This window comes from Methylobacterium sp. NMS14P, assembly GCF_028583545.1.
Lineage (GTDB): Bacteria > Pseudomonadota > Alphaproteobacteria > Rhizobiales > Beijerinckiaceae > Methylobacterium.
The window spans coordinates 3,308,961-3,325,197 of the sequence record NZ_CP087106.1 but is presented as its reverse complement, the minus strand read 5'-3'; the positions used below and the strand labels follow the sequence as shown (position 1 = coordinate 3,325,197).

Sequence of the window (16,237 nt, the reverse complement as noted above, 5' to 3'; positions counted from 1 at the left end):
TGCACACTGTATTCAAGCAGCCGCGTGCTGCACACTCGACCCCTGGTCCCGATGCGGCGGCAAAAGCCGCACGGGCCGCAGGAGGAAGCCCATGCCGATGGAACGCAGCGTCTCGAGTCGGGCCCTGGCCCTGCTCGCAGTGGCCGGATTGTTGGGATCGACGCAGGCGCGGGCCGCCGATCCGATCAGGATCGGGGTGATCGCCGAGGCGCAGTCCGTGGTCGGGGCCTCGATCCCGCAGGCCGTCCAGCTCGCCGCCGACGAGATCAACGCCCAGGGCGGCGTCGACGGCCGCCAGATCCAGGTCGTCACCTACGACGACAAGTCCTCCGCCTCCGACGCGGTCCGCGCCTTCCAGCGGGCGGTCTCCGAGGACAAGGTCAACCTCGTCATCGCCAGCTACATCTCGGAGGTCGTGCTGGCGCTCATGCCCTGGGCGGCCCGGCTCAAGACGCCGATGATCACGCCCGGCGCGGCCTCGAACGAGATCAGCCTCGCGGTCCACAAGGACTACGCCCGCAACAAGTACACCTTCCACGGCTACCTGACCTCGGCGGCCCTGGCCCAGTCGATCTGCGACTCCACCAAGGACATGCTGATCGACCTGATGAAGGTGAAGACCGCCGCGATCATGAGCGAGGACGCCGCCTGGACCCGGCCGCTCGACGTCGGCTACGAGAAGTGCCTCCCCGAGATCGGCGTGAAGGTCGTCGACCACATCCGCTTCTCGCCGGACACGGGCGACTTCACGCCGATCTACAACAAGATCGAGGCGGCCAAGCCCGACCTGATCGTCACCGGCATCTCGCATGTCGGCGTCCAGCCGACGGTGCAGTGGCAGAACCAGAAGGTGCCGCTCGCCATGACGGGCATGAACTCGCAGGCGACCTCCTCGACCTTCTGGTCGAACACCAACGGTGCCACGCAGGGCGTGATCTTCCAGAGCATCGCGGTGCCGGGCGCGGCGATCACCGACAAGTCGCTCGCCTTCAGCGCCGCGTTCAAGAAGCGCTTCGGCAGCGACCCGTCCTACGCCGGGTACATGGCCTACGATCAGGTCTACTACACGGCCGACGCGGTGAAGCGGGCCGGCACCACGGAGGCCGACAAGCTCGTCGACGCCCTGGAGAAGACCGACTGGGTCGGCACCGTCGGGCGCACGCAGTTCTACGGCAAGGACGACCCGTTCACCCACTCGATCAAGTACGGGACCGGCTTCGTCACCGGCCTGATGGCGCAGTGGCAGGACGGCAAGCAGGTCGCGGTCTGGCCGAAGGGCCTCGCGCAGGGCGCGATCGTGCTCCCGGCCGCCGTGAAGGCGGCGGCCCGCTAGGCGGCGCTCCGGACCGCTGACGGGCGGGCGCGCGGCTTGCCAAGCGCGCCCGTTGCCGCGAGTAGAGCCGGACCGCGACACCGTGAGCGCGGCCGAGACGACGTGCGCGCGGAGGACAATCGCTGATGGCCACCACTGACTTGCCCGGGACCATGCGCCAGATACGCTACGCGGGCTCCGGGGGTCCGGAGGTGATCAGCCTGGAGACCGCCCCGGTGCCGAGCCCGGGGCCCGGTCAGGTCCTGATCGAGGTGGTGGCCGCCGGCGTGAACCGGCCCGACGTGGCGCAGCGGTCCGGGGTGTACCCGCCGCCGCCCGGCGCCACCGAGATTCCGGGCCTCGAAGTCGCCGGCCGCGTGGTCGCGCTCGGCAGCGGGGTCGAGGGTCTGTCGGCCGGGGACGAGGTCTGCGCCCTCGTGATCAGCGGCGGCTACGCCGAGTACGCCGTGGCCGAGGCGGCCCACTGCCTGCCGCGCCCGAAGGCCGTCTCGCTGGTCGACGCCGGCGGCCTGCCGGAGACCTTCTTCACGGTCTACTCCAACGTCGTCCAGCGCGGCCGCCTCGCGCGCGGCGAGAGCTTCCTCGTGCATGGCGGCTCGAGCGGCATCGGCGCCACCGCGATCCAGATCGCCAAGCACGTCGGCGCCCGCGTCTTCGCCACGGCCGGCTCGGCCGAGAAGTGCCGGTTCTGCGAGGCCCTCGGGGCGGACGCCGCGATCGACTACAAGCAGGCCGATTTCGCCGAGGAGGTGAAGCGCCTCACCGACGGTCGCGGCGTCGACGTCATTCTCGACATGATCGGCGCGAGCTACCTCGCCCGGAACCTCAAGTCGCTGGCACCGGATGGGCGGCTCGTGATGATCGCCCTGATGGGCGGCTACAAGGTCGACGGGCTGAACATCACGCCGATCATGCGCAACCGCCTGACCTTCACCGGCTCGACTCTGCGCCCGCGCGGGAAGGCCGACAAGGCCGCGATCGCCGAAGGCCTGCGCCGGGACATCTGGCCGGAACTCGAGGCCGGGCGGATCCGGTCCGTCACCCACGCCACGTTCCCGCTGGAACGGGCGCGGGAGGCGCACGAGCTGATGGAATCGAGCGCCCATCTCGGCAAGATCCTGCTGACGACCGGGCGCTAGCGCCGGTCCCCGTCAGGAACCTGCCTCGGCGGCCCCGCGTTGGCCGCCGGTAACGAGATCGTGTCGCACAGCGCCCGTTTCGGCGTGTGGCGTCCCGCCGAGGAAGGTTTTGCACATGGCCGAGAGACTGAACCCGAACGAGAGCCGTCAGGGCGAGCGCGGCAAGCCCGTCCTCTGGGTGCTGGTCGCGAGCCTCGTCCTGCTGGCGATCGCCACCGTGGGGCTGCTCACGTGGAACGGCGCCAACTCGCCGAAGGACTATGCCAGCCAGAGCCAGGACGCGTCGCGCAAAGAGGTGACCGGCTCGGTCAACGGCCAGTCCGGCGGGTCGTCGCCGTCGAACAGCACCGCCGTTCCGGGCGGTAACCCGTCCTACCCGCAGCCGGCCCAGCCGGGCGCGAACGGCACCCCGAAGTAGGGGCGAACGAACAGGACGCGCTCGGGACGGCCGCGGGCCGTTCCGGGAGCTCGCTGCCTCAGCGGGTCGGGATCGGCGTCGGACCGCGGTAATCGTAGAAGCCGCGCTTGGCCTTCCGGCCGAGCCAGCCGGCCTCGACGTACTTCACGAGGAGCGGGCAGGGCCGGTACTTGGAATCGGCCAAGCCCTCGTAGAGCACCTGCATGACGGACAGGCAGGTGTCGAGGCCGATGAAGTCTGCGAGCTGCAGCGGACCCATCGGGTGGTTCGCGCCGAGCTTCATGGCGGTGTCGATCGACTCGACCGATCCGACGCCCTCGTAGAGCGTGTAGATCGCCTCGTTGATCATCGGCAGCAGGATCCGGTTGACGATGAAGGCCGGGAAATCCTCCGACATCGTCGACGTCTTGCCGAGCTTCGCGATGAACGCCTTGGCCGACTCGTAGGTCGTGTCCTCGGTGGCGATGCCGCGGATCAGCTCTACGAGCTGCATCACCGGCACCGGGTTCATGAAGTGGATGCCGATGAACTTCTCCGGCCGGTCCGTCGCGGCGGCGAGCCGGGTGATCGAGATCGACGACGTGTTGGTCGCCACCAGGGTCTCCGGTCGCAGCGACCCGCACAGCGTGGTGAAGATCTCGCGCTTCGTCGCCTCGTTCTCGGTCGCCGCCTCGATGACCAGATCGCACGGGTGGAGGGCGGCGAAATCCCGTGCGGGCACGATGCGCGAACGGGCCTCGCCGCTGTCGCCCTCGCTGAGCGTGCCCTTCGAGACGAGGCGCGCGAGGCTGCCCTCGATCACCGACAGCCCGTTCTCGAGCCGGGCGGAATCGCGGTCGTTCAGCAGGACCTCGAAGCCGGCGGTGGCGCAGACCTGCGCGATGCCGCTGCCCATCTGGCCCGCGCCGACGATGCCGACCCGCTTGATCTCCATATGCATGTGCCGACCTGTGCCCCCAAGGCGGATGCCGTAGCACGGCCGGGCCGCCCACCGGACGGTACGGACGCGACGGCACCGCGCGAAGTCTCGCCGTTGCTGCCTTCTAGACCAATCCTCGATCCGGAAGGAACCCGTGAAGCCGCGTTCTGCGACAATGCTCGCGGGTTGCCAGAACCGGTGCCGTTACTGGCCCTTGGCTTTGCCGATCTCGGATTGCAGCTCGGGCACGACCTGGAAGAGGTCACCGACGAGTCCGTAATCGGCCACCTGGAAGATCGGCGCGTCCTCATCCTTGTTGATGGCGACGATGACCTTCGAATCCTTCATGCCGGCGAGGTGCTGGATCGCGCCCGAGATGCCCACCGCGACGTAGAGGTCCGGCGCCACGACCTTGCCGGTCTGCCCCACCTGCCAGTCGTTCGGCGCGTAGCCCGCGTCCACGGCGGCGCGCGAGGCGCCGACGGCGGCGCCCAGCGAGTCGGCCAGCGGCTCGATCAGCTCGTGGAACTTGTCCGACGAGCCGAGCGAGCGGCCACCGGACACGATGATCCGCGCCGAGGCCAGCTCCGGCCGATCGGACTTGGCGATCTCCTCGCCCTTGAAGGTCGAGCCGCCCGGCGCGGGGGCGGACGCCGACACGGCCTCCACCGGCGCCGCGGCGCCACCCTCTTCGGCGGCCTTGAAGGCCGCGGTGCGCACCGTGATCACCTTCTTGCCGGCCGGCGCCTGCACGGTCTGGATCGCGTTGCCGGCGTAGATCGGCCGCTCGAACGTGTCGGGCGAGACGACCTTGATGATGTCGGAGATCTGCGCGACGTCGAGCAGGGCGGCCACGCGCGGCAGCACGTTCTTGCCCGTGGTCGAGGCCGACGCGATGATCGTGTCGTAGGGCTCGGCGACGGCGGCGATCAGCGCGGAGACGGGCTCGGCGAGGTCGTGGTCGTAGACGCCGTCCTCGGCGTTCAGGACCTTCTCGACGCCGTCGAATTTGCCCGCGGCCTCGGCCACGGCCCTGGAGCCCGTGCCCAGGACCAGGGCGTGGATCGGCGCGCCGATCTCCTTGGCGGCGGCGAGCGCCTTCAGCGTGCCGTCCTTGATCTGGCCGTTGCCGTGCTCGACGAAGAGGAGTGTCGTCATGGTCTGCTGGTGCCCTCGAGGATGGTGGCGCGGGGCTCGACCGTCGACTGGGAGCCCCGCCTGCGGATCAGATGACGCCGGCTTCGACCTTGAGCTTCTGGACGAGCTCGGCCGCGGAGGCGACCTTCACGCCGGCCGAGCGGCCCGGCGGCTCGGCCGTCTTCAGCACCGTGAGCCGCGGGGTCACGTCGACGCCCAGCGCGTCGGGTGCCAGCTCCTCCAGGGGCTTCTTCTTGGCCTTCATGATGTTGGGCAGCGACGCGTAGCGCGGCTCGTTGAGGCGCAGGTCCGTCGTCACGATCGCCGGCAGCTTGAGGCTCACGGTCTGCAGGCCGCCATCGACCTCGCGGGTGACGTCGAGGCTGCCCTCGCCGGGCTCGATCTTGTACGCGAAGGTGCCCTGCGGCCAGCCGAGCAGGGCGGCGAGCATCTGCCCGGTCTGGTTCGAGTCGTCGTCGATCGCCTGCTTGCCGAGGATGACGAGCTCCGGGCTCTCCTTCTCGACGATGGCCTTCAGGAGCTTCGCGACGGCGAGCGGCTCGCAGTTCACGTCGGTCTTCACCAGGACCGCGCGGTCGGCGCCCATGGCGAGGGCCGTGCGCAGCGTCTCCTGCGCCTGCTGCGGACCGATCGACACGGCCACGATCTCGGTGACCTTGCCCTTCTCCTTGAGGCGGATCGCCTCCTCGACGGCGATCTCGTCGAAGGGGTTCATGGACATCTTGACGTTGGCGAGCTCGACGCCGGAGCCGTCGGCCTTCACGCGAATCTTGACGTTGTAGTCCACCACCCGCTTGACGGGCACCAGCACCTTCATGGCGGTCACGATCCTTCCCCGGAGGATTCTTGTCGTCGTGCAGGCCACTCCCACGGGCGCTCGAAGGCGCAGCGTGGCCGGGGCACACAAGGCGCCGGACCGTAACGGCCACATTTCCGCCTTGTCAACGCGGCGCCGTGGCGGCCCCGCGAAAACCCGCGATGCCGGCTCAGCGATTGGCGCCCGGCACCCAGAGCACGTCGTCGGCCCCGTCGGCGTTCGCCGCCCGGCTCGCCACGAACAGGAAGTCCGACAGGCGGTTGAGGTAGCGCAGCGCCTCCGGCGACACCGTCTCGTCCTCCCGCGCCGCGAGGCTCACCGCCAGCCGCTCGGCGCGCCGGCACACGGTCCTTGCGAGGTGAAGGGCCGCCGCCGCGGCCGAGCCGCCGGGCAGGACGAAGGACTTCAGTGGCGGGATCGCGGCGTTCAGGGCGTCGATGTCGCGCTCCAGCCGGTCGACCTGGCTCGCGACGATGCGCAGCGGCTCGTAGGGGAGGGGCTCCGGGGTCGGCGGCGTCGCCAGGTCCGCGCCGAGGTCGAACAGGTCGTTCTGGATCGCCCCGAGCATCCCGTCGAGGGGCCCCTTGGTGTGCAGGCGCGCCATGCCGATGCAGGCGTTGGTCTCGTCGACGGTGCCGTAGGTCTCGACCCGCAGGTCCGCCTTCGAGCGCCGCTGCCCGTCCGCCAGCGCGGTCGTCCCCTTGTCGCCGGTCCTCGTGTAGATGCGGTTGAGCTTGACCAAGAGGGTGTGCGCCTCAGAACGTGTAGCCGATCTTGCCGCCGTAATTGGTCAGGCCGCGGTTGTTGGCGCAGAGCCCGGCATTCGACATGTGCTCGATCGTCGCCATGATGCTCCAGTGCTCCGTCAGGCGGAAGCCCAGGGCGGCCGCCTCGCGGAACATCGGCGAGCAGCCGAGGGTGTTGAAGCCGTAGGGCGTCTCGGCCTTCGGGCCGGTCCAGCCGTTATGGGCGACGCCGCCGAAGAACCCGTCGAGGAAGACGCGGCGGTTGAAGGTCTCCGGGAAGACCTCGAGGGTCCAGGTCGCGCCGAGATAGGCGTAGCTGGTCCGGCCGCCGGTGTTGTAGCTGCCGCCGACGGTCGGGCGGGGCACGAAGGCCTGCCAGAACGGGTCGTCGCTGATGCGCGGCTTGGCGAACAGGATCTCGCCGTTGACGTTCGCCTTGCTGAACCCGGGGAGCTTGCCCTCGGCGCTCCCGGGATCCTGGACCGCGCCGCCGATGCGGATCTCCGACACGATGCTGAGCGGCTGGACGGGCGCCGCGTAGGCGGCGGGCGGCGGCGGTGGCGCGAGATCCGCGGCCGCGGCCGGCAGGATCGCCGCCGCGGTCAGGATGCCGAACACACAGAGGCGGGAAGGGGCAGTCATGCGGGCTCGGCCGATCGGGCGCAGCGATTTGCTTCTACCGAGCGTAGCAGAGCCCCGCCGGGCGCGGCGGGCAATTCATCCTTCACCGTATCGAAAGGTGTTCTGGTGCGGCGGCGCGGTCACACCCTCGGCCGCCCTCAGGCCGAGCGCCACCAGACCACGCCCATGATGATCACGATCGCCACGAACTGCAGGAGCACGCGCAGGCGCATCAGCTTCTGCGAGAGGTTGACGCTGCCGCCGCGCATCATGTTGGCGAGGCCCAGGACCAGGACCGCGGCGACGGCCAAGCAGGCGATCAGGACGAGGGTGTTGGACGACATGCGGTCGGGGATCCGGGTGGGGCGGGAGCCGCGATCCGGCTCCGCGCGTCGTGAGGTGACAGGCGCTCAGTTGCGGCGGAGCAGGCGCTCGAAATAGTCGAGCTCCTCGCGGGGGCGGCTCGGGTCGCCGAGCTTGCGCCGCAGCTCCTCCATGATGCGCCGGGCGCGCTGGACCGCCGACTCGTCGGCCGTGGGGACGCGGACCCGCCCGTCGCTCATGTCGCGGCCTCGGGTCGGGCGCCCGAGGGGATCGTCGTCGCGCGCCCCGGCCTGACCCTGCTGGCCGGGCTGCTGACCGCCCTCCTGCTGGCCCTCGCCCTGGCCCTCGGCCATCTCCTGCATCTGCTGGGCCATGCCGTCGGCGCCGCGCTTGAGGCCGTCGAGGGCGCGCCCCTGCGCGTCGACCGCCCCGTCCGCATCGCCGTCCTTCAGGCTGTTCTCGGCCTCGCGCATGGCCTCCTCGGCGTCGGAGAGACCCTGCTCGCCGCGCATGCCGTTCTCCTTCATGCGCTTCTGGAGGTCTTCCAGCCGCTGCCGCAGCGCCTGCTGGCGCTCGCCGACGCCGCCCTGCTGGCCCTCGCCCTGCTGGCCCTGGCCTCGCTGACCCTGACCCTGACCCTGCTGGCCTTGCCCCTGCTGTCCCTTCTGACCCTGCTGGCGCTGGCCCTGCTGCCCCTGGCCCTGCTGGCCGCGCTGCCCCTGCTGCGGCTGGCCGCGGTTCTGCGGGCGCTGGCCGTCGCGCTGCTCCTCGCCGTCCTTGAAGGTCTCGTCGCGCAGGCCCTGCTGCTCCCGCGACATGGCGTCGAGGTCGCGCATCTGCTTCTGCATCTCGCGGGACGCCTGATCGGAGCGGCCGCCGCGCTCGGCGGTCTGGAGGTTCTCCAGGATGTTGCGCAGCTGCTCCATAAGGCGCTGCGCCTCGGCGGTGTCGCCGCGCTTCATCGCCTCCGCCATGTCCTGGATCATCTTATCGAGATCCTCCGGCGTGACGGTCTTGCTCTGGGCGTTGTTCTGGCCGCGCTCGCCCTGCTCGCGGGGCTCGCGCCCCTGCTTCTGCGCCATCTCGGACAGGAACTTGTCGAGCGCCTGCTTCAGGTCCTGCGTCAGGCGCTTGATCTCGTCGTCGGGCGCGTTGCGCTCGATCGCCTCCTTCAGCCGGTCCTGGGCCTGGCGGAGCTGCTTCTCGGCGTCCGAGAGGTCGCCGTCCTCAATCTTGAGGGCCATCTCCCACAGGAGGTCGGCCACCGCGACGAGGTCGGCATCCGTCCGGGCGCGGCGCAGCCGCTCGGTCGCCGTCCGCAGGCCGAGGAAGATCGCGGGCTGCGGCGTGAACGTGTCGGGGGCGACCAGCAGGGCGTCCAGCGCCCCCTGAACCCAGCGGCGATCCGTGTCGGGCGCGGTGACGAGGCGGCGCCGCTCCTCGGCGAGCGCCCGCGCTAGCGGCTCGCGGAACGGCCGCGCCGGCAGGACGATCTCGGTGTCGGGCGTGCGCCCCTCCTGACCGGCCTCGTCCTTGACGACGATGCGGTAGCGGACCCTCGCGCCGGACCACGGGCTGTCCGTGAGGTCCACGAGGGTCTTGGTGTCGGTGTCGCCGCTCGCGTCGCCGGGCAGCGCCAGGTTGATCTGCGGGACCGGGACCAGGGCCCGCGCGGATTTCAGCGGCTCGATCACGGCCTCGGCCGAGCTGATCCCGTAATCGTCCTTCGCCCGGTAGGTCAGGTTGAAGGTGCCGCGCCCGTTCACCTCGGGGCCGCCCACGGCGGTCACTTCCGGCGGCCGGTCGGGGATCGCGTCGACGGTCAGGCGCTGCTTGCCCGCCGGGGTCACGATCGTCAGCGCGGCGCCCCCGACGATGCGGTAGCGCTCCTCGCGCAGGTCGGGGCGCGCCTCCTGGCCCGGGACCGGGACGAGGCCGGCATCGGGCGTGAGGGTCGTCTCGGACGCGGCCTTGCCCTGGCCGGCGATCCGCACGATCAGCTGGGCGTTGACCGGCGCGCGCAGGTGCTGGTCGCTCCCGTCCATCGCGATCAGCAGAGGCGGCAGCCGCGTGTAGAGCGGCGGGTCGATCCAGCCGTCCACGCGGAAGTTCGGGCCCGGCGCCGCCGGCTCCTGCCAGTCGAAGGCGGCGCCGATCCGCTGGCGCCACTCGGGGCCGGCCACGAACAGGCTGGCGACCGCCGCGACCAACAGGCCGGCGCGCAGCGCGAAGGGATCGTGCCGGGTCATGCCCGGCCGCGGCAGCCCCACCCGCAGGGCCGAGATCGCCTGCGCGGCCCGGCGCTGGTGGAGGTCCCACAGCAGCCGGCTGCCGGGATCGGCGGCGCCGACGGCGAGGCTGTCCTGGGCCGCCGAGGCCGGCCCGTGCCGCAGCTTCGGATCGCGGGCGGCGGCCTCGCGGTCGAGCCGCGCCAGGGCCAGGCGACGGTCCGGCCGCGCGATATGGATCAGCGGCAGGAGCGCGGCGACGAGGAGGACGGCCAGGGCGCCGAGGCCGATCTGGCGCCAGAGCGGCGTGAGGTCGAGCCACACGCCCGCCCAGGACACGACCAGGAAGAGCAGACCGACGCCGATGCCGCGCCAGAGCACGGGCCACGCCTGCTCCCAGAGGGCGGCCGCCCGCGCCCGCGCCACGAGCCGGTCGAGCCGCGTGGACGCCGCGTCCGCCCCGCCCGCGCTGGTCTTGCTCTCGGTGCCGTTCCTGCCGATCACGCCGACCGTTCCGCCTCACGCCGAAGGAGTGGCCCACGGAGCCGCGCTCGGCGGGCCCCGTCACACGTGCCTAGCATGGTGGGCCGCTGAGGTCGGCGGGTCAAATCGGCGCGACGCTCGCCCGACCCGCCCCCGGGTCAGTTGTGCGCCTGGATGAAGTTGCGCACCTGCGGGTAGATCTGCGTCTCCCAGCGTCGCCCGGCGAAGACGCCGTAATGGCCGACGCCGGCCTGGAGGTGGTGGGTCCGCATGTACGGGGCGAGGTCCGAGCACAGGTCGTGGGCCGCCATGGTCTGCCCGACCGCGCAGATGTCGTCCCGCTCGCCCTCGACCGTCATCAGCGCCGTGCGGCGGATCGCGCGCAGGTCGATCGGCTCGCCCCGATACGACACCGCGTTCCGGGCCAGGGCGTGGTCCTGGAACACGGTCTTGACCGTCTCCAGGTAGAAATCGGCCGCGAGGTCGAGCACGGCGAAGTACTCGTCGTAGAAGGTCTCGATCGCCTCGGCCTTGTCGTGCTCGCCGTTGGCCATGTGCCAGAAAAGGTCGGCGTGGCCCTGGATGTGGCGCTTGGCGTTCATCGCCATGAAGGCCGAGACCTGCACGAAGCCCGGGTAGACCTTGCGGCCGGCGCCCTTGTGGCGCGCCGGCACCGTCGCGATCAGGTTCTTCTCGAACCACTCGATCGGCTTGGAGGTCGCGAGCTCGTTCACGCCCGTCGGGTTGATCCGGCAATCCACCGGACCGGCCATCAGGGTCATGCTGCGCGGGGCGGTCGGATCCTTCGCCTGCGCCATCGCGGCGGCGGCCACGAGGGCCTGCACGGCGGGCTGGCACACCGCCACCATGTGGGCGCCTTCGCCCATGGTCTGCAGGAACCGGATGAGGTGGCTCACGTAGTCGTCGAAGCCGAACGCCCCGTCGGCCAGCGGCACGTCCCGGGCATTGTGCCAGTCGGTGATGTAGACATCGTGGTCGGGCAGCATCGTGCGCACGGTGGCGCGGAGCAGCGTGGCGAAGTGGCCCGACATCGGCGCCACCATCAGCACCTTGGGCTGCTCGGTGTGGATGTCCTTCTTGAAGTGGAGCAGCGTCGCGAAGGGTGTGACCTCGACCGCCTCCTCGGAGACAGGGACGCTCCGGTTCCCGACGTTCACCGACTCGATGCCGTAGGGCGGCCGCGCGAAGGTCAGGCCGGCGCGCATCATCATCCGGGCGCCGGCGGACATCCAGGTCGCCGGCTCGCCCCACCCGACCCAGGGCGACCAGATGTCGTTCAGCAGCCGGCCCCATGCCCGGGTCTGGGCGGCCATGTCGGTCTGCAGGTCGAACGCGTCGTACAGCATCGGGCAGGCACTCGCTTGAGCCCTGCCCGGCACGCGGGCCATCGGGGCGGCAACGTTGGCGGATGCCGGAGTGAGGGTTGCATCAGCGTGGCCGTGCAGGATGGGTCCCGTTCCCAGGGGCGGCAACTGTCCGTTAGGCGAATGCGAACAAGAATTACCGTGACGTGACTTTGATGCACCAGACGCCGCGCCGGTCACAACTTGGTGCGCCGAGTCGCCCGGCGCATCTTCGGCTTCAGGAGGCACGGCGGATCACGGGGCGCGGCTCGGCCTCGCCCCGGCGATGCTCGCAGGCGACTTTGAGGTACCGGTCGCTGCCCCCCGGCAACCCGGCCTGGGCGGCCATGGTCTGGGCGTGCATCAGGCATTCCATCGGCGTGTGCGCCGGCGCGATGATGACGTCGAGGGCGGTGTCGCGGGAGCAGTCCTGGGCCAGCAGAGTGCCGGCACAGACCAGGGCAACGGAGAGCAATTCCGACATGACGGACCTCGGCTTCGAGTGATCGAAAGGTCCGCGGGGTGCTCCGGCGTGCGAGCCACCGCGTTGTCGTTGCCTGGGTGCTTCCTCCGGTTGCCGAAGACACTAAGCACGTCACGTGCCAGCGCGGCGCGGGACGTCATGGGCCGAGGACGCGGCTCTTCGGGCCGGGCTTAGTCGCGGGCGGGAAGCCAGTGCGTCTCCGGCTCGTCGGCGGGCAGGAGCGCCGCGACGGCGTCGAGGTCGACCACGTACTGATCGGTGAGCCGCTGCCACATCTCGATCGGCGAGGCGACCTGCGGACGGAGCCCGTCGAGGGCGCGGGCGAGCAGGGCCGCGTTGACGAGCGTCGGGCGCGGCACGAGCGGATCTGCGTTCAGCATCGATGACCATCCCATTCGGACGCCACCATCCTCGGTCGATCGTGGTTAACGACGGGTTACGCTCGCCGACGACGACTTGGGCTGTTCTTGCGAGTGGCCAGGAGCCGAACGCTGATCTGCATCGGCGGCCGAACCCGCCGCGCCGTGGCGCACCCGAACCTGACGAGTGTTGCTTCCGGGTGCGCGGGGCGGTGCGGGTTCGTGCGACCCGCTCCGCGCGCGTTCGCGCGGGCGGCCCGACTCGATCGAGTTCACAAGCCCGAACCCTTCCCTTATCAGGCAGGCGCATAGAGCCTGTCCCGGCCGACGAAGTGCCGCCGCGCAGGGCGCGCACGGCTCCGGTCGCGCGGCTCCGGTCGATTGTGCGAACGGGACATCATGGACGCCAAACCTGAAGCGATCGGCGGGACGCAGGGGCCGACGGCGCGACTCGTGCTCGCCTCCGCTTCGCCCCGCCGTCTCGCGTTGCTCCAGCAGATCGGGATCGAGCCGGCGGCGCTCCTGCCGGCCGAGATCGACGAGACGCCGCGCAAGGCCGAGCCGCCGCGCGAGCTGGCGCGGCGCCTCGCGCGGACGAAGCTCGCCACCGCCGAGGCGGCGCTCCACCTGGAGGACACCACGACCCCCACCTGGCTCCTGTCGGCCGACACGGTGGTGGCGGTCGGGCGGCGCGTTCTGCCGAAGGCCGAGATTCCCGACGAGGCCGCGGATTGCCTGCGCCTGCTCTCGGGGCGGCAGCACCGGGTCTACACGGCGGTCTGCGTCCTCTCGCCCCGCGGGCGCCGCGAGCGGATCGTCGAGAGCCGTGTCCGGTTCAAGCGCCTCTCGGGTCGCGACATCCAGGGCTACGTCGCCTCGGGCGAGTGGCGCGGCAAAGCCGGCGGCTACGCGATCCAGGGATTGGCGGGGGCCTTCGTGGTGAAGCTGGTCGGGTCTTACAGCGGCGTGGTCGGCCTGCCGCTCTACGAGACCCTCAGCCTGCTCGACGGGGAGGGCTACCCCGTCCGGGCCGGGTGGGGCGCCCTCGCATGAAGCGCGAACGCCAGCCGCCGCCCTGTCCGATCTGCCGGCAACCGTCCACGCCGGACTTCCGGCCGTTCTGCTCCCAGCGCTGCGCCGACGTCGATCTCGGACGCTGGCTCAACGAGCGCTACGCGATCCCCGAGGAACCCGATCCCGACGCGCCGCCGCCCCCGCCGGATCCGGAGGGCTGAATTTTTCAGCCTTCCGGTCACGTCGGTATCACGCGAGGCTGGACAGGCCGCCAAGCACTCACTATACCCCGCGACGTCCGAGGCCGACACCGGCGCGGACGACGCCCAGGTAGCTCAGTTGGTAGAGCATGCGACTGAAAATCGCAGTGTCGGCGGTTCGACTCCGTCCCTGGGCACCATCTTCTCGCTGAGCACCCGATCTTCGAATCGGTAGAGCCGGCGACCGAGAACGCCCCATCTCTTCGACAGTGAATGGCCGAAGTTCGCGCGGGCCGGTCAGCGCGTCTCCACGTCGCGCAGGTGCAGGTAGGTCGGATCGAATTCGGCCGCTGCCTGCAGCCCGGCCCAGTCGTGGACGGTGAGGCGGCGCCCCCGCAGCGTGATCAGACCGGCGGATTTGAGATCGCGAATCGTCCGGTTGACGTGGACCGACGTGATCCCGAGGGCGTCCGCGAGTTCGGGCTGCGTCATCGGCAGGTCGCAGGTCCGGTCGGGGGCCAGACCGACGGCGTCGAGGCGGGTCATCAGCTCGCAGAACAGGTGGGCCATCCGGGCATACGCCTCCCGGCGCCCGGTGTTGAGCATCCACTCGCGGACCAGGGCGGCGTCGATCAGCGTCGCGCGCCAGAACACCTCGTTGAGGCGCGGGTGCGCCCGCAGCATCGCCCGGACCGCGTCGTGCTGGACGAAGCCGAGGCGGCAGGCGCTCACCGTCGCGATGTTGATGTCGAGCACCTCCAGGAACAGGCTCTGGAAGTCCGGCACGTCTCCCGGGACGTGGTAGCTCATCACCTGCCGCTTGCCCGCGCGGGTCGACTTGTACGTGCAGGCGATCCCGCTGAGCAGCGTGAAGCTTCGGGACGGCCGGTCGCCCTCCCGGATGATGTCCTGGTTGGCTTCGAATTGAGCGACCTGCAGGGGGAGCGCGACGAGCGCGGCGCGCTCCGCGTCCGTGAGCCGGAACAGGGCCACGGTCTCGATCCGGCGCAGGAAGGGGTCTCTGCCCGACGGTTGGGGTGTCTCGTACATCGCGCCTCGGCCGTCCGGCAGAAGCGTTCGGCATCGCGCGGCCGGTCGTCCACCGTCGTTGGTCCCCGCCCAAGTGTAGGGTCCCGGCCGGGCCCGACCAGGGCGGGACCGGGCGCCGCGCGCGCTCCCGGGGTCCGGGACTGGAATTTCCGGGCCCATCCGCGCACAGAGGACCGGCGGCGCGGTCGCCGTTCAGCCTGACGGAAAGCCCGATGAACACGGCAGATCTCGCCCCGCACGCGCATCAGGTCCTGCGCGACGCGACCCTGCCCGAGCTGCCCCGGCATTACCGCGGCAAGGTCCGGGACAATTACGACCTCCCCGACGGCCGGCGCATTCTCATCACCTCGGACCGGATCAGCGCCTTCGACAGGGCGCTCGCGGCGATCCCGTTCAAGGGCCAGGTCCTGACCCAGACCGCTCGCTACTGGTTCGAGCAGACCGCCGACCTCTGCCCGAACCACGTCATCGCCTATCCCGATCCCAACGTGGTGGTCGGCCAGCGCCTGGAGATCCTGCCCGTGGAGGTGGTGGTGCGCGGCTACCTCGCGGGCACCACCTCGACCTCGATCCTGACGCGTTACCGCGCGGGCGAGCGGGACATGTACGGCCACCACTTCCCGGACGGGATGCGGCCGAACCAGCAACTGCCGGAGGCGATCATCACGCCGACCACCAAGGCGTTCGACGGCGGCCACGACGAGCCGCTCACCGAGGCGGAGATCCTCGAGCGCGGATTGCTGACGCGCGCGCAGTGGGCGACCGTGTCCGAGGCGGCCCTGGCGCTGTTCGCCCGCGGGACGGCTCTGGCGGCGGAGCGCGGCCTGATCCTGGCGGACACGAAGTACGAGTTCGGCACGGACCCCGGGGGCCGGATCGTCCTCGCCGACGAGATCCACACGCCCGACAGCAGCCGGTACTGGTTCGCGCAGAGCTATCCCGAGCGCTTCGCCGCGGGTTCGGCCCCGGAGAGCTTCGACAAGGACTTCGTGCGCAACTGGGTCGTCGCCCGCTGCGACCCCTACAAGGACCCGATCCCCGAGATCCCCGCCGAGGTCGTCCTGGAGACCGCCGCGGTCTACATCCGCGCCTACGAGACGATCACCGGCGCGCGCTTCGTCCTGCCGGACCCGGCGGAGGAGCCCCTGGACCGCGTCCGGCGCAACATCGCCGCCTACCTCGCGGCCTAGGCATCATCGCGGCGGAGAGGTGCGGCGCCCGGCGCCGCACCCGGTCGCCCGTGTCAGGCCGCCGCCTTGATCGGGGCCGGCGACGGCGCGTCCATGGCGCGCAGGTAGACGTCGAGGAGCGTCTCCTGCTCGTCGCGCTCGTCCTTGTCCTGCTTGCGGATCTTCAGGATCTCCTTGAGCACCTTCACGTCGAGACCCTCGCCCTTGGCCTCGGCGAAGACCTCCTTCTTGGCCTCCATCAGGTCCTTGATCTCCTCCTCCAGCCGTTCCACGCGCTCGATGATCGAGCGGATGCGGTCGCCCGCGACGCCCACGGTGTCGGTCATGTCGGTCATGCAGTCCCTCGTCGGATGACGGGCGCACCCTCGCCGGGACAGGGTAAGCGGCGGG

Annotated in this window: 18 protein-coding genes and 1 tRNA gene; 7 read left to right on the top strand and 12 right to left on the bottom strand. The window is 70.7% G+C overall.

Annotation, left to right across the window (positions count from 1 at the left end; all coding sequences use genetic code 11):
* Window positions 1-91 precede the first annotated feature (91 nt).
* The 3 genes from LOK46_RS16000 to LOK46_RS15990 all read left to right on the top strand — a co-directional run bounded on the left by LOK46_RS16000 (window position 92) and on the right by LOK46_RS15990 (window position 2,890).
* Window positions 92-1,333 carry an ABC transporter substrate-binding protein gene (locus LOK46_RS16000; RefSeq protein WP_273558694.1) on the top strand — a complete coding sequence of 414 codons (1,242 nt, stop codon included), beginning with the start codon at window positions 92-94 and terminating at the stop codon, window positions 1,331-1,333.
* A 125-nt stretch (window positions 1,334-1,458) separates the two neighbouring features.
* Window positions 1,459-2,472, top strand: coding sequence for an NAD(P)H-quinone oxidoreductase (locus tag LOK46_RS15995; RefSeq protein ID WP_273558692.1), 1,014 nt, complete (start codon window positions 1,459-1,461; stop codon window positions 2,470-2,472).
* A 115-nt stretch (window positions 2,473-2,587) separates the two neighbouring features.
* Window positions 2,588-2,890 (top strand): hypothetical protein, encoded by a 303-nt coding sequence (locus LOK46_RS15990; RefSeq protein ID WP_273558690.1) that lies wholly within the window; start codon window positions 2,588-2,590, stop codon window positions 2,888-2,890.
* 58 nt (window positions 2,891-2,948) lie between these two features.
* Here the strand turns inward: LOK46_RS15990 and LOK46_RS15985 are convergent, their stop codons facing one another.
* The 10 genes from LOK46_RS15985 to LOK46_RS15940 form a co-directional block, all read right to left on the bottom strand.
* A complete protein-coding gene (locus LOK46_RS15985) occupies window positions 2,949-3,830 on the bottom strand; it encodes a 3-hydroxybutyryl-CoA dehydrogenase (RefSeq protein WP_273558688.1) in 882 nt (293 codons plus the stop codon).
* Between the two features lie 183 nt (window positions 3,831-4,013).
* Window positions 4,014-4,967: an electron transfer flavoprotein subunit alpha/FixB family protein gene (locus tag LOK46_RS15980; protein WP_273558686.1), complete on the bottom strand. Its 954-nt coding sequence runs from the start codon at window positions 4,965-4,967 to the stop codon at window positions 4,014-4,016.
* A gap of 67 nt (window positions 4,968-5,034) precedes the next feature.
* Window positions 5,035-5,784 (bottom strand): electron transfer flavoprotein subunit beta/FixA family protein, encoded by a 750-nt coding sequence (locus LOK46_RS15975; protein WP_273564604.1) that lies wholly within the window; start codon window positions 5,782-5,784, stop codon window positions 5,035-5,037.
* Window positions 5,785-5,953: 169 nt separating this feature from the next.
* A complete protein-coding gene (locus LOK46_RS15970) occupies window positions 5,954-6,526 on the bottom strand; it encodes a cob(I)yrinic acid a,c-diamide adenosyltransferase (protein WP_273558684.1) in 573 nt (190 codons plus the stop codon).
* A 13-nt stretch (window positions 6,527-6,539) separates the two neighbouring features.
* Window positions 6,540-7,172 (bottom strand): acyloxyacyl hydrolase, encoded by a 633-nt coding sequence (locus LOK46_RS15965; RefSeq protein ID WP_273558682.1) that lies wholly within the window; start codon window positions 7,170-7,172, stop codon window positions 6,540-6,542.
* A gap of 137 nt (window positions 7,173-7,309) precedes the next feature.
* The gene (locus tag LOK46_RS15960; RefSeq protein ID WP_012319908.1) at window positions 7,310-7,495 is read right to left on the bottom strand and encodes a twin transmembrane helix small protein; all 186 of its coding nucleotides are present in this window, start codon (window positions 7,493-7,495) and stop codon (window positions 7,310-7,312) included.
* Between the two features lie 66 nt (window positions 7,496-7,561).
* Complete coding sequence (locus tag LOK46_RS15955; RefSeq protein ID WP_273558677.1) at window positions 7,562-10,207, bottom strand: TIGR02302 family protein; 2,646 nt, start codon at window positions 10,205-10,207, stop codon at window positions 7,562-7,564.
* A gap of 137 nt (window positions 10,208-10,344) precedes the next feature.
* Entirely contained in the window at window positions 10,345-11,553 is a 1,209-nt protein-coding gene (locus tag LOK46_RS15950; protein ID WP_273558675.1) for a polyhydroxyalkanoate depolymerase, read from the bottom strand.
* 235 nt (window positions 11,554-11,788) lie between these two features.
* Entirely contained in the window at window positions 11,789-12,034 is a 246-nt protein-coding gene (locus LOK46_RS15945; RefSeq protein ID WP_273558673.1) for a hypothetical protein, read from the bottom strand.
* Between the two features lie 170 nt (window positions 12,035-12,204).
* Window positions 12,205-12,414, bottom strand: coding sequence for a hypothetical protein (locus LOK46_RS15940; protein WP_273558671.1), 210 nt, complete (start codon window positions 12,412-12,414; stop codon window positions 12,205-12,207).
* A 378-nt stretch (window positions 12,415-12,792) separates the two neighbouring features.
* Here LOK46_RS15940 and LOK46_RS15935 point away from each other — a divergent pair, with 378 nt between their 5' ends.
* From LOK46_RS15935 to LOK46_RS15925, 3 genes are all read left to right on the top strand, one after another.
* Window positions 12,793-13,446, top strand: coding sequence for a Maf-like protein (locus tag LOK46_RS15935; RefSeq protein ID WP_273558669.1), 654 nt, complete (start codon window positions 12,793-12,795; stop codon window positions 13,444-13,446).
* A complete protein-coding gene (locus LOK46_RS15930; RefSeq protein ID WP_273558667.1) occupies window positions 13,443-13,628 on the top strand; it encodes a DNA gyrase inhibitor YacG in 186 nt (61 codons plus the stop codon). Before LOK46_RS15935 ends, LOK46_RS15930 begins: the two co-directional genes overlap by 4 nt.
* A gap of 103 nt (window positions 13,629-13,731) precedes the next feature.
* Window positions 13,732-13,807: transfer RNA gene (locus LOK46_RS15925), tRNA-Phe, on the top strand.
* A 97-nt stretch (window positions 13,808-13,904) separates the two neighbouring features.
* Here LOK46_RS15925 and LOK46_RS15920 read toward each other — a convergent pair.
* Window positions 13,905-14,657 carry a Crp/Fnr family transcriptional regulator gene (locus LOK46_RS15920; protein WP_273558665.1) on the bottom strand — a complete coding sequence of 251 codons (753 nt, stop codon included), beginning with the start codon at window positions 14,655-14,657 and terminating at the stop codon, window positions 13,905-13,907.
* 212 nt (window positions 14,658-14,869) lie between these two features.
* On the opposite strand from LOK46_RS15920, the gene LOK46_RS15915 reads away from it, so the two are divergent.
* Complete coding sequence (locus LOK46_RS15915; protein ID WP_273558663.1) at window positions 14,870-15,847, top strand: phosphoribosylaminoimidazolesuccinocarboxamide synthase; 978 nt, start codon at window positions 14,870-14,872, stop codon at window positions 15,845-15,847.
* Between the two features lie 53 nt (window positions 15,848-15,900).
* On the opposite strand, the gene LOK46_RS15910 is transcribed toward LOK46_RS15915, so the two are convergent.
* Window positions 15,901-16,182 carry a DUF2312 domain-containing protein gene (locus LOK46_RS15910; RefSeq protein ID WP_273558661.1) on the bottom strand — a complete coding sequence of 94 codons (282 nt, stop codon included), beginning with the start codon at window positions 16,180-16,182 and terminating at the stop codon, window positions 15,901-15,903.
* Window positions 16,183-16,237 lie beyond the last annotated feature (55 nt).

Bases quoted from the DNA above. Each gene is read 5' to 3' on its own strand.
- LOK46_RS15950 (WP_273558675.1), bottom strand. From the start codon at position 11,553: ATGCTGTACGACGCGTTCGACCTGCAGACCGACATGGCCGCCCAGACC.
- LOK46_RS15990 (WP_273558690.1), top strand. From the start codon at position 2,588: ATGGCCGAGAGACTGAACCCGAACGAGAGCCGTCAGGGCGAGCGCGGC.
- LOK46_RS15965 (WP_273558682.1), bottom strand. From the start codon at position 7,172: ATGACTGCCCCTTCCCGCCTCTGTGTGTTCGGCATCCTGACCGCGGCG.
- LOK46_RS15930 (WP_273558667.1), top strand. From the start codon at position 13,443: ATGAAGCGCGAACGCCAGCCGCCGCCCTGTCCGATCTGCCGGCAACCG.
- LOK46_RS15910 (WP_273558661.1), bottom strand. From the start codon at position 16,182: ATGACCGACATGACCGACACCGTGGGCGTCGCGGGCGACCGCATCCGC.
- LOK46_RS15920 (WP_273558665.1), bottom strand. From the start codon at position 14,657: ATGTACGAGACACCCCAACCGTCGGGCAGAGACCCCTTCCTGCGCCGG.
- LOK46_RS15935 (WP_273558669.1), top strand. From the start codon at position 12,793: ATGGACGCCAAACCTGAAGCGATCGGCGGGACGCAGGGGCCGACGGCG.
- LOK46_RS15915 (WP_273558663.1), top strand. From the start codon at position 14,870: ATGAACACGGCAGATCTCGCCCCGCACGCGCATCAGGTCCTGCGCGAC.
- LOK46_RS15980 (WP_273558686.1), bottom strand. From the start codon at position 4,967: ATGACGACACTCCTCTTCGTCGAGCACGGCAACGGCCAGATCAAGGAC.
- LOK46_RS15940 (WP_273558671.1), bottom strand. From the start codon at position 12,414: ATGCTGAACGCAGATCCGCTCGTGCCGCGCCCGACGCTCGTCAACGCG.
- LOK46_RS15945 (WP_273558673.1), bottom strand. From the start codon at position 12,034: ATGTCGGAATTGCTCTCCGTTGCCCTGGTCTGTGCCGGCACTCTGCTG.
- LOK46_RS15975 (WP_273564604.1), bottom strand. From the start codon at position 5,784: ATGAAGGTGCTGGTGCCCGTCAAGCGGGTGGTGGACTACAACGTCAAG.
- LOK46_RS15960 (WP_012319908.1), bottom strand. From the start codon at position 7,495: ATGTCGTCCAACACCCTCGTCCTGATCGCCTGCTTGGCCGTCGCCGCG.
- LOK46_RS16000 (WP_273558694.1), top strand. From the start codon at position 92: ATGCCGATGGAACGCAGCGTCTCGAGTCGGGCCCTGGCCCTGCTCGCA.
- LOK46_RS15985 (WP_273558688.1), bottom strand. From the start codon at position 3,830: ATGCATATGGAGATCAAGCGGGTCGGCATCGTCGGCGCGGGCCAGATG.
- LOK46_RS15995 (WP_273558692.1), top strand. From the start codon at position 1,459: ATGGCCACCACTGACTTGCCCGGGACCATGCGCCAGATACGCTACGCG.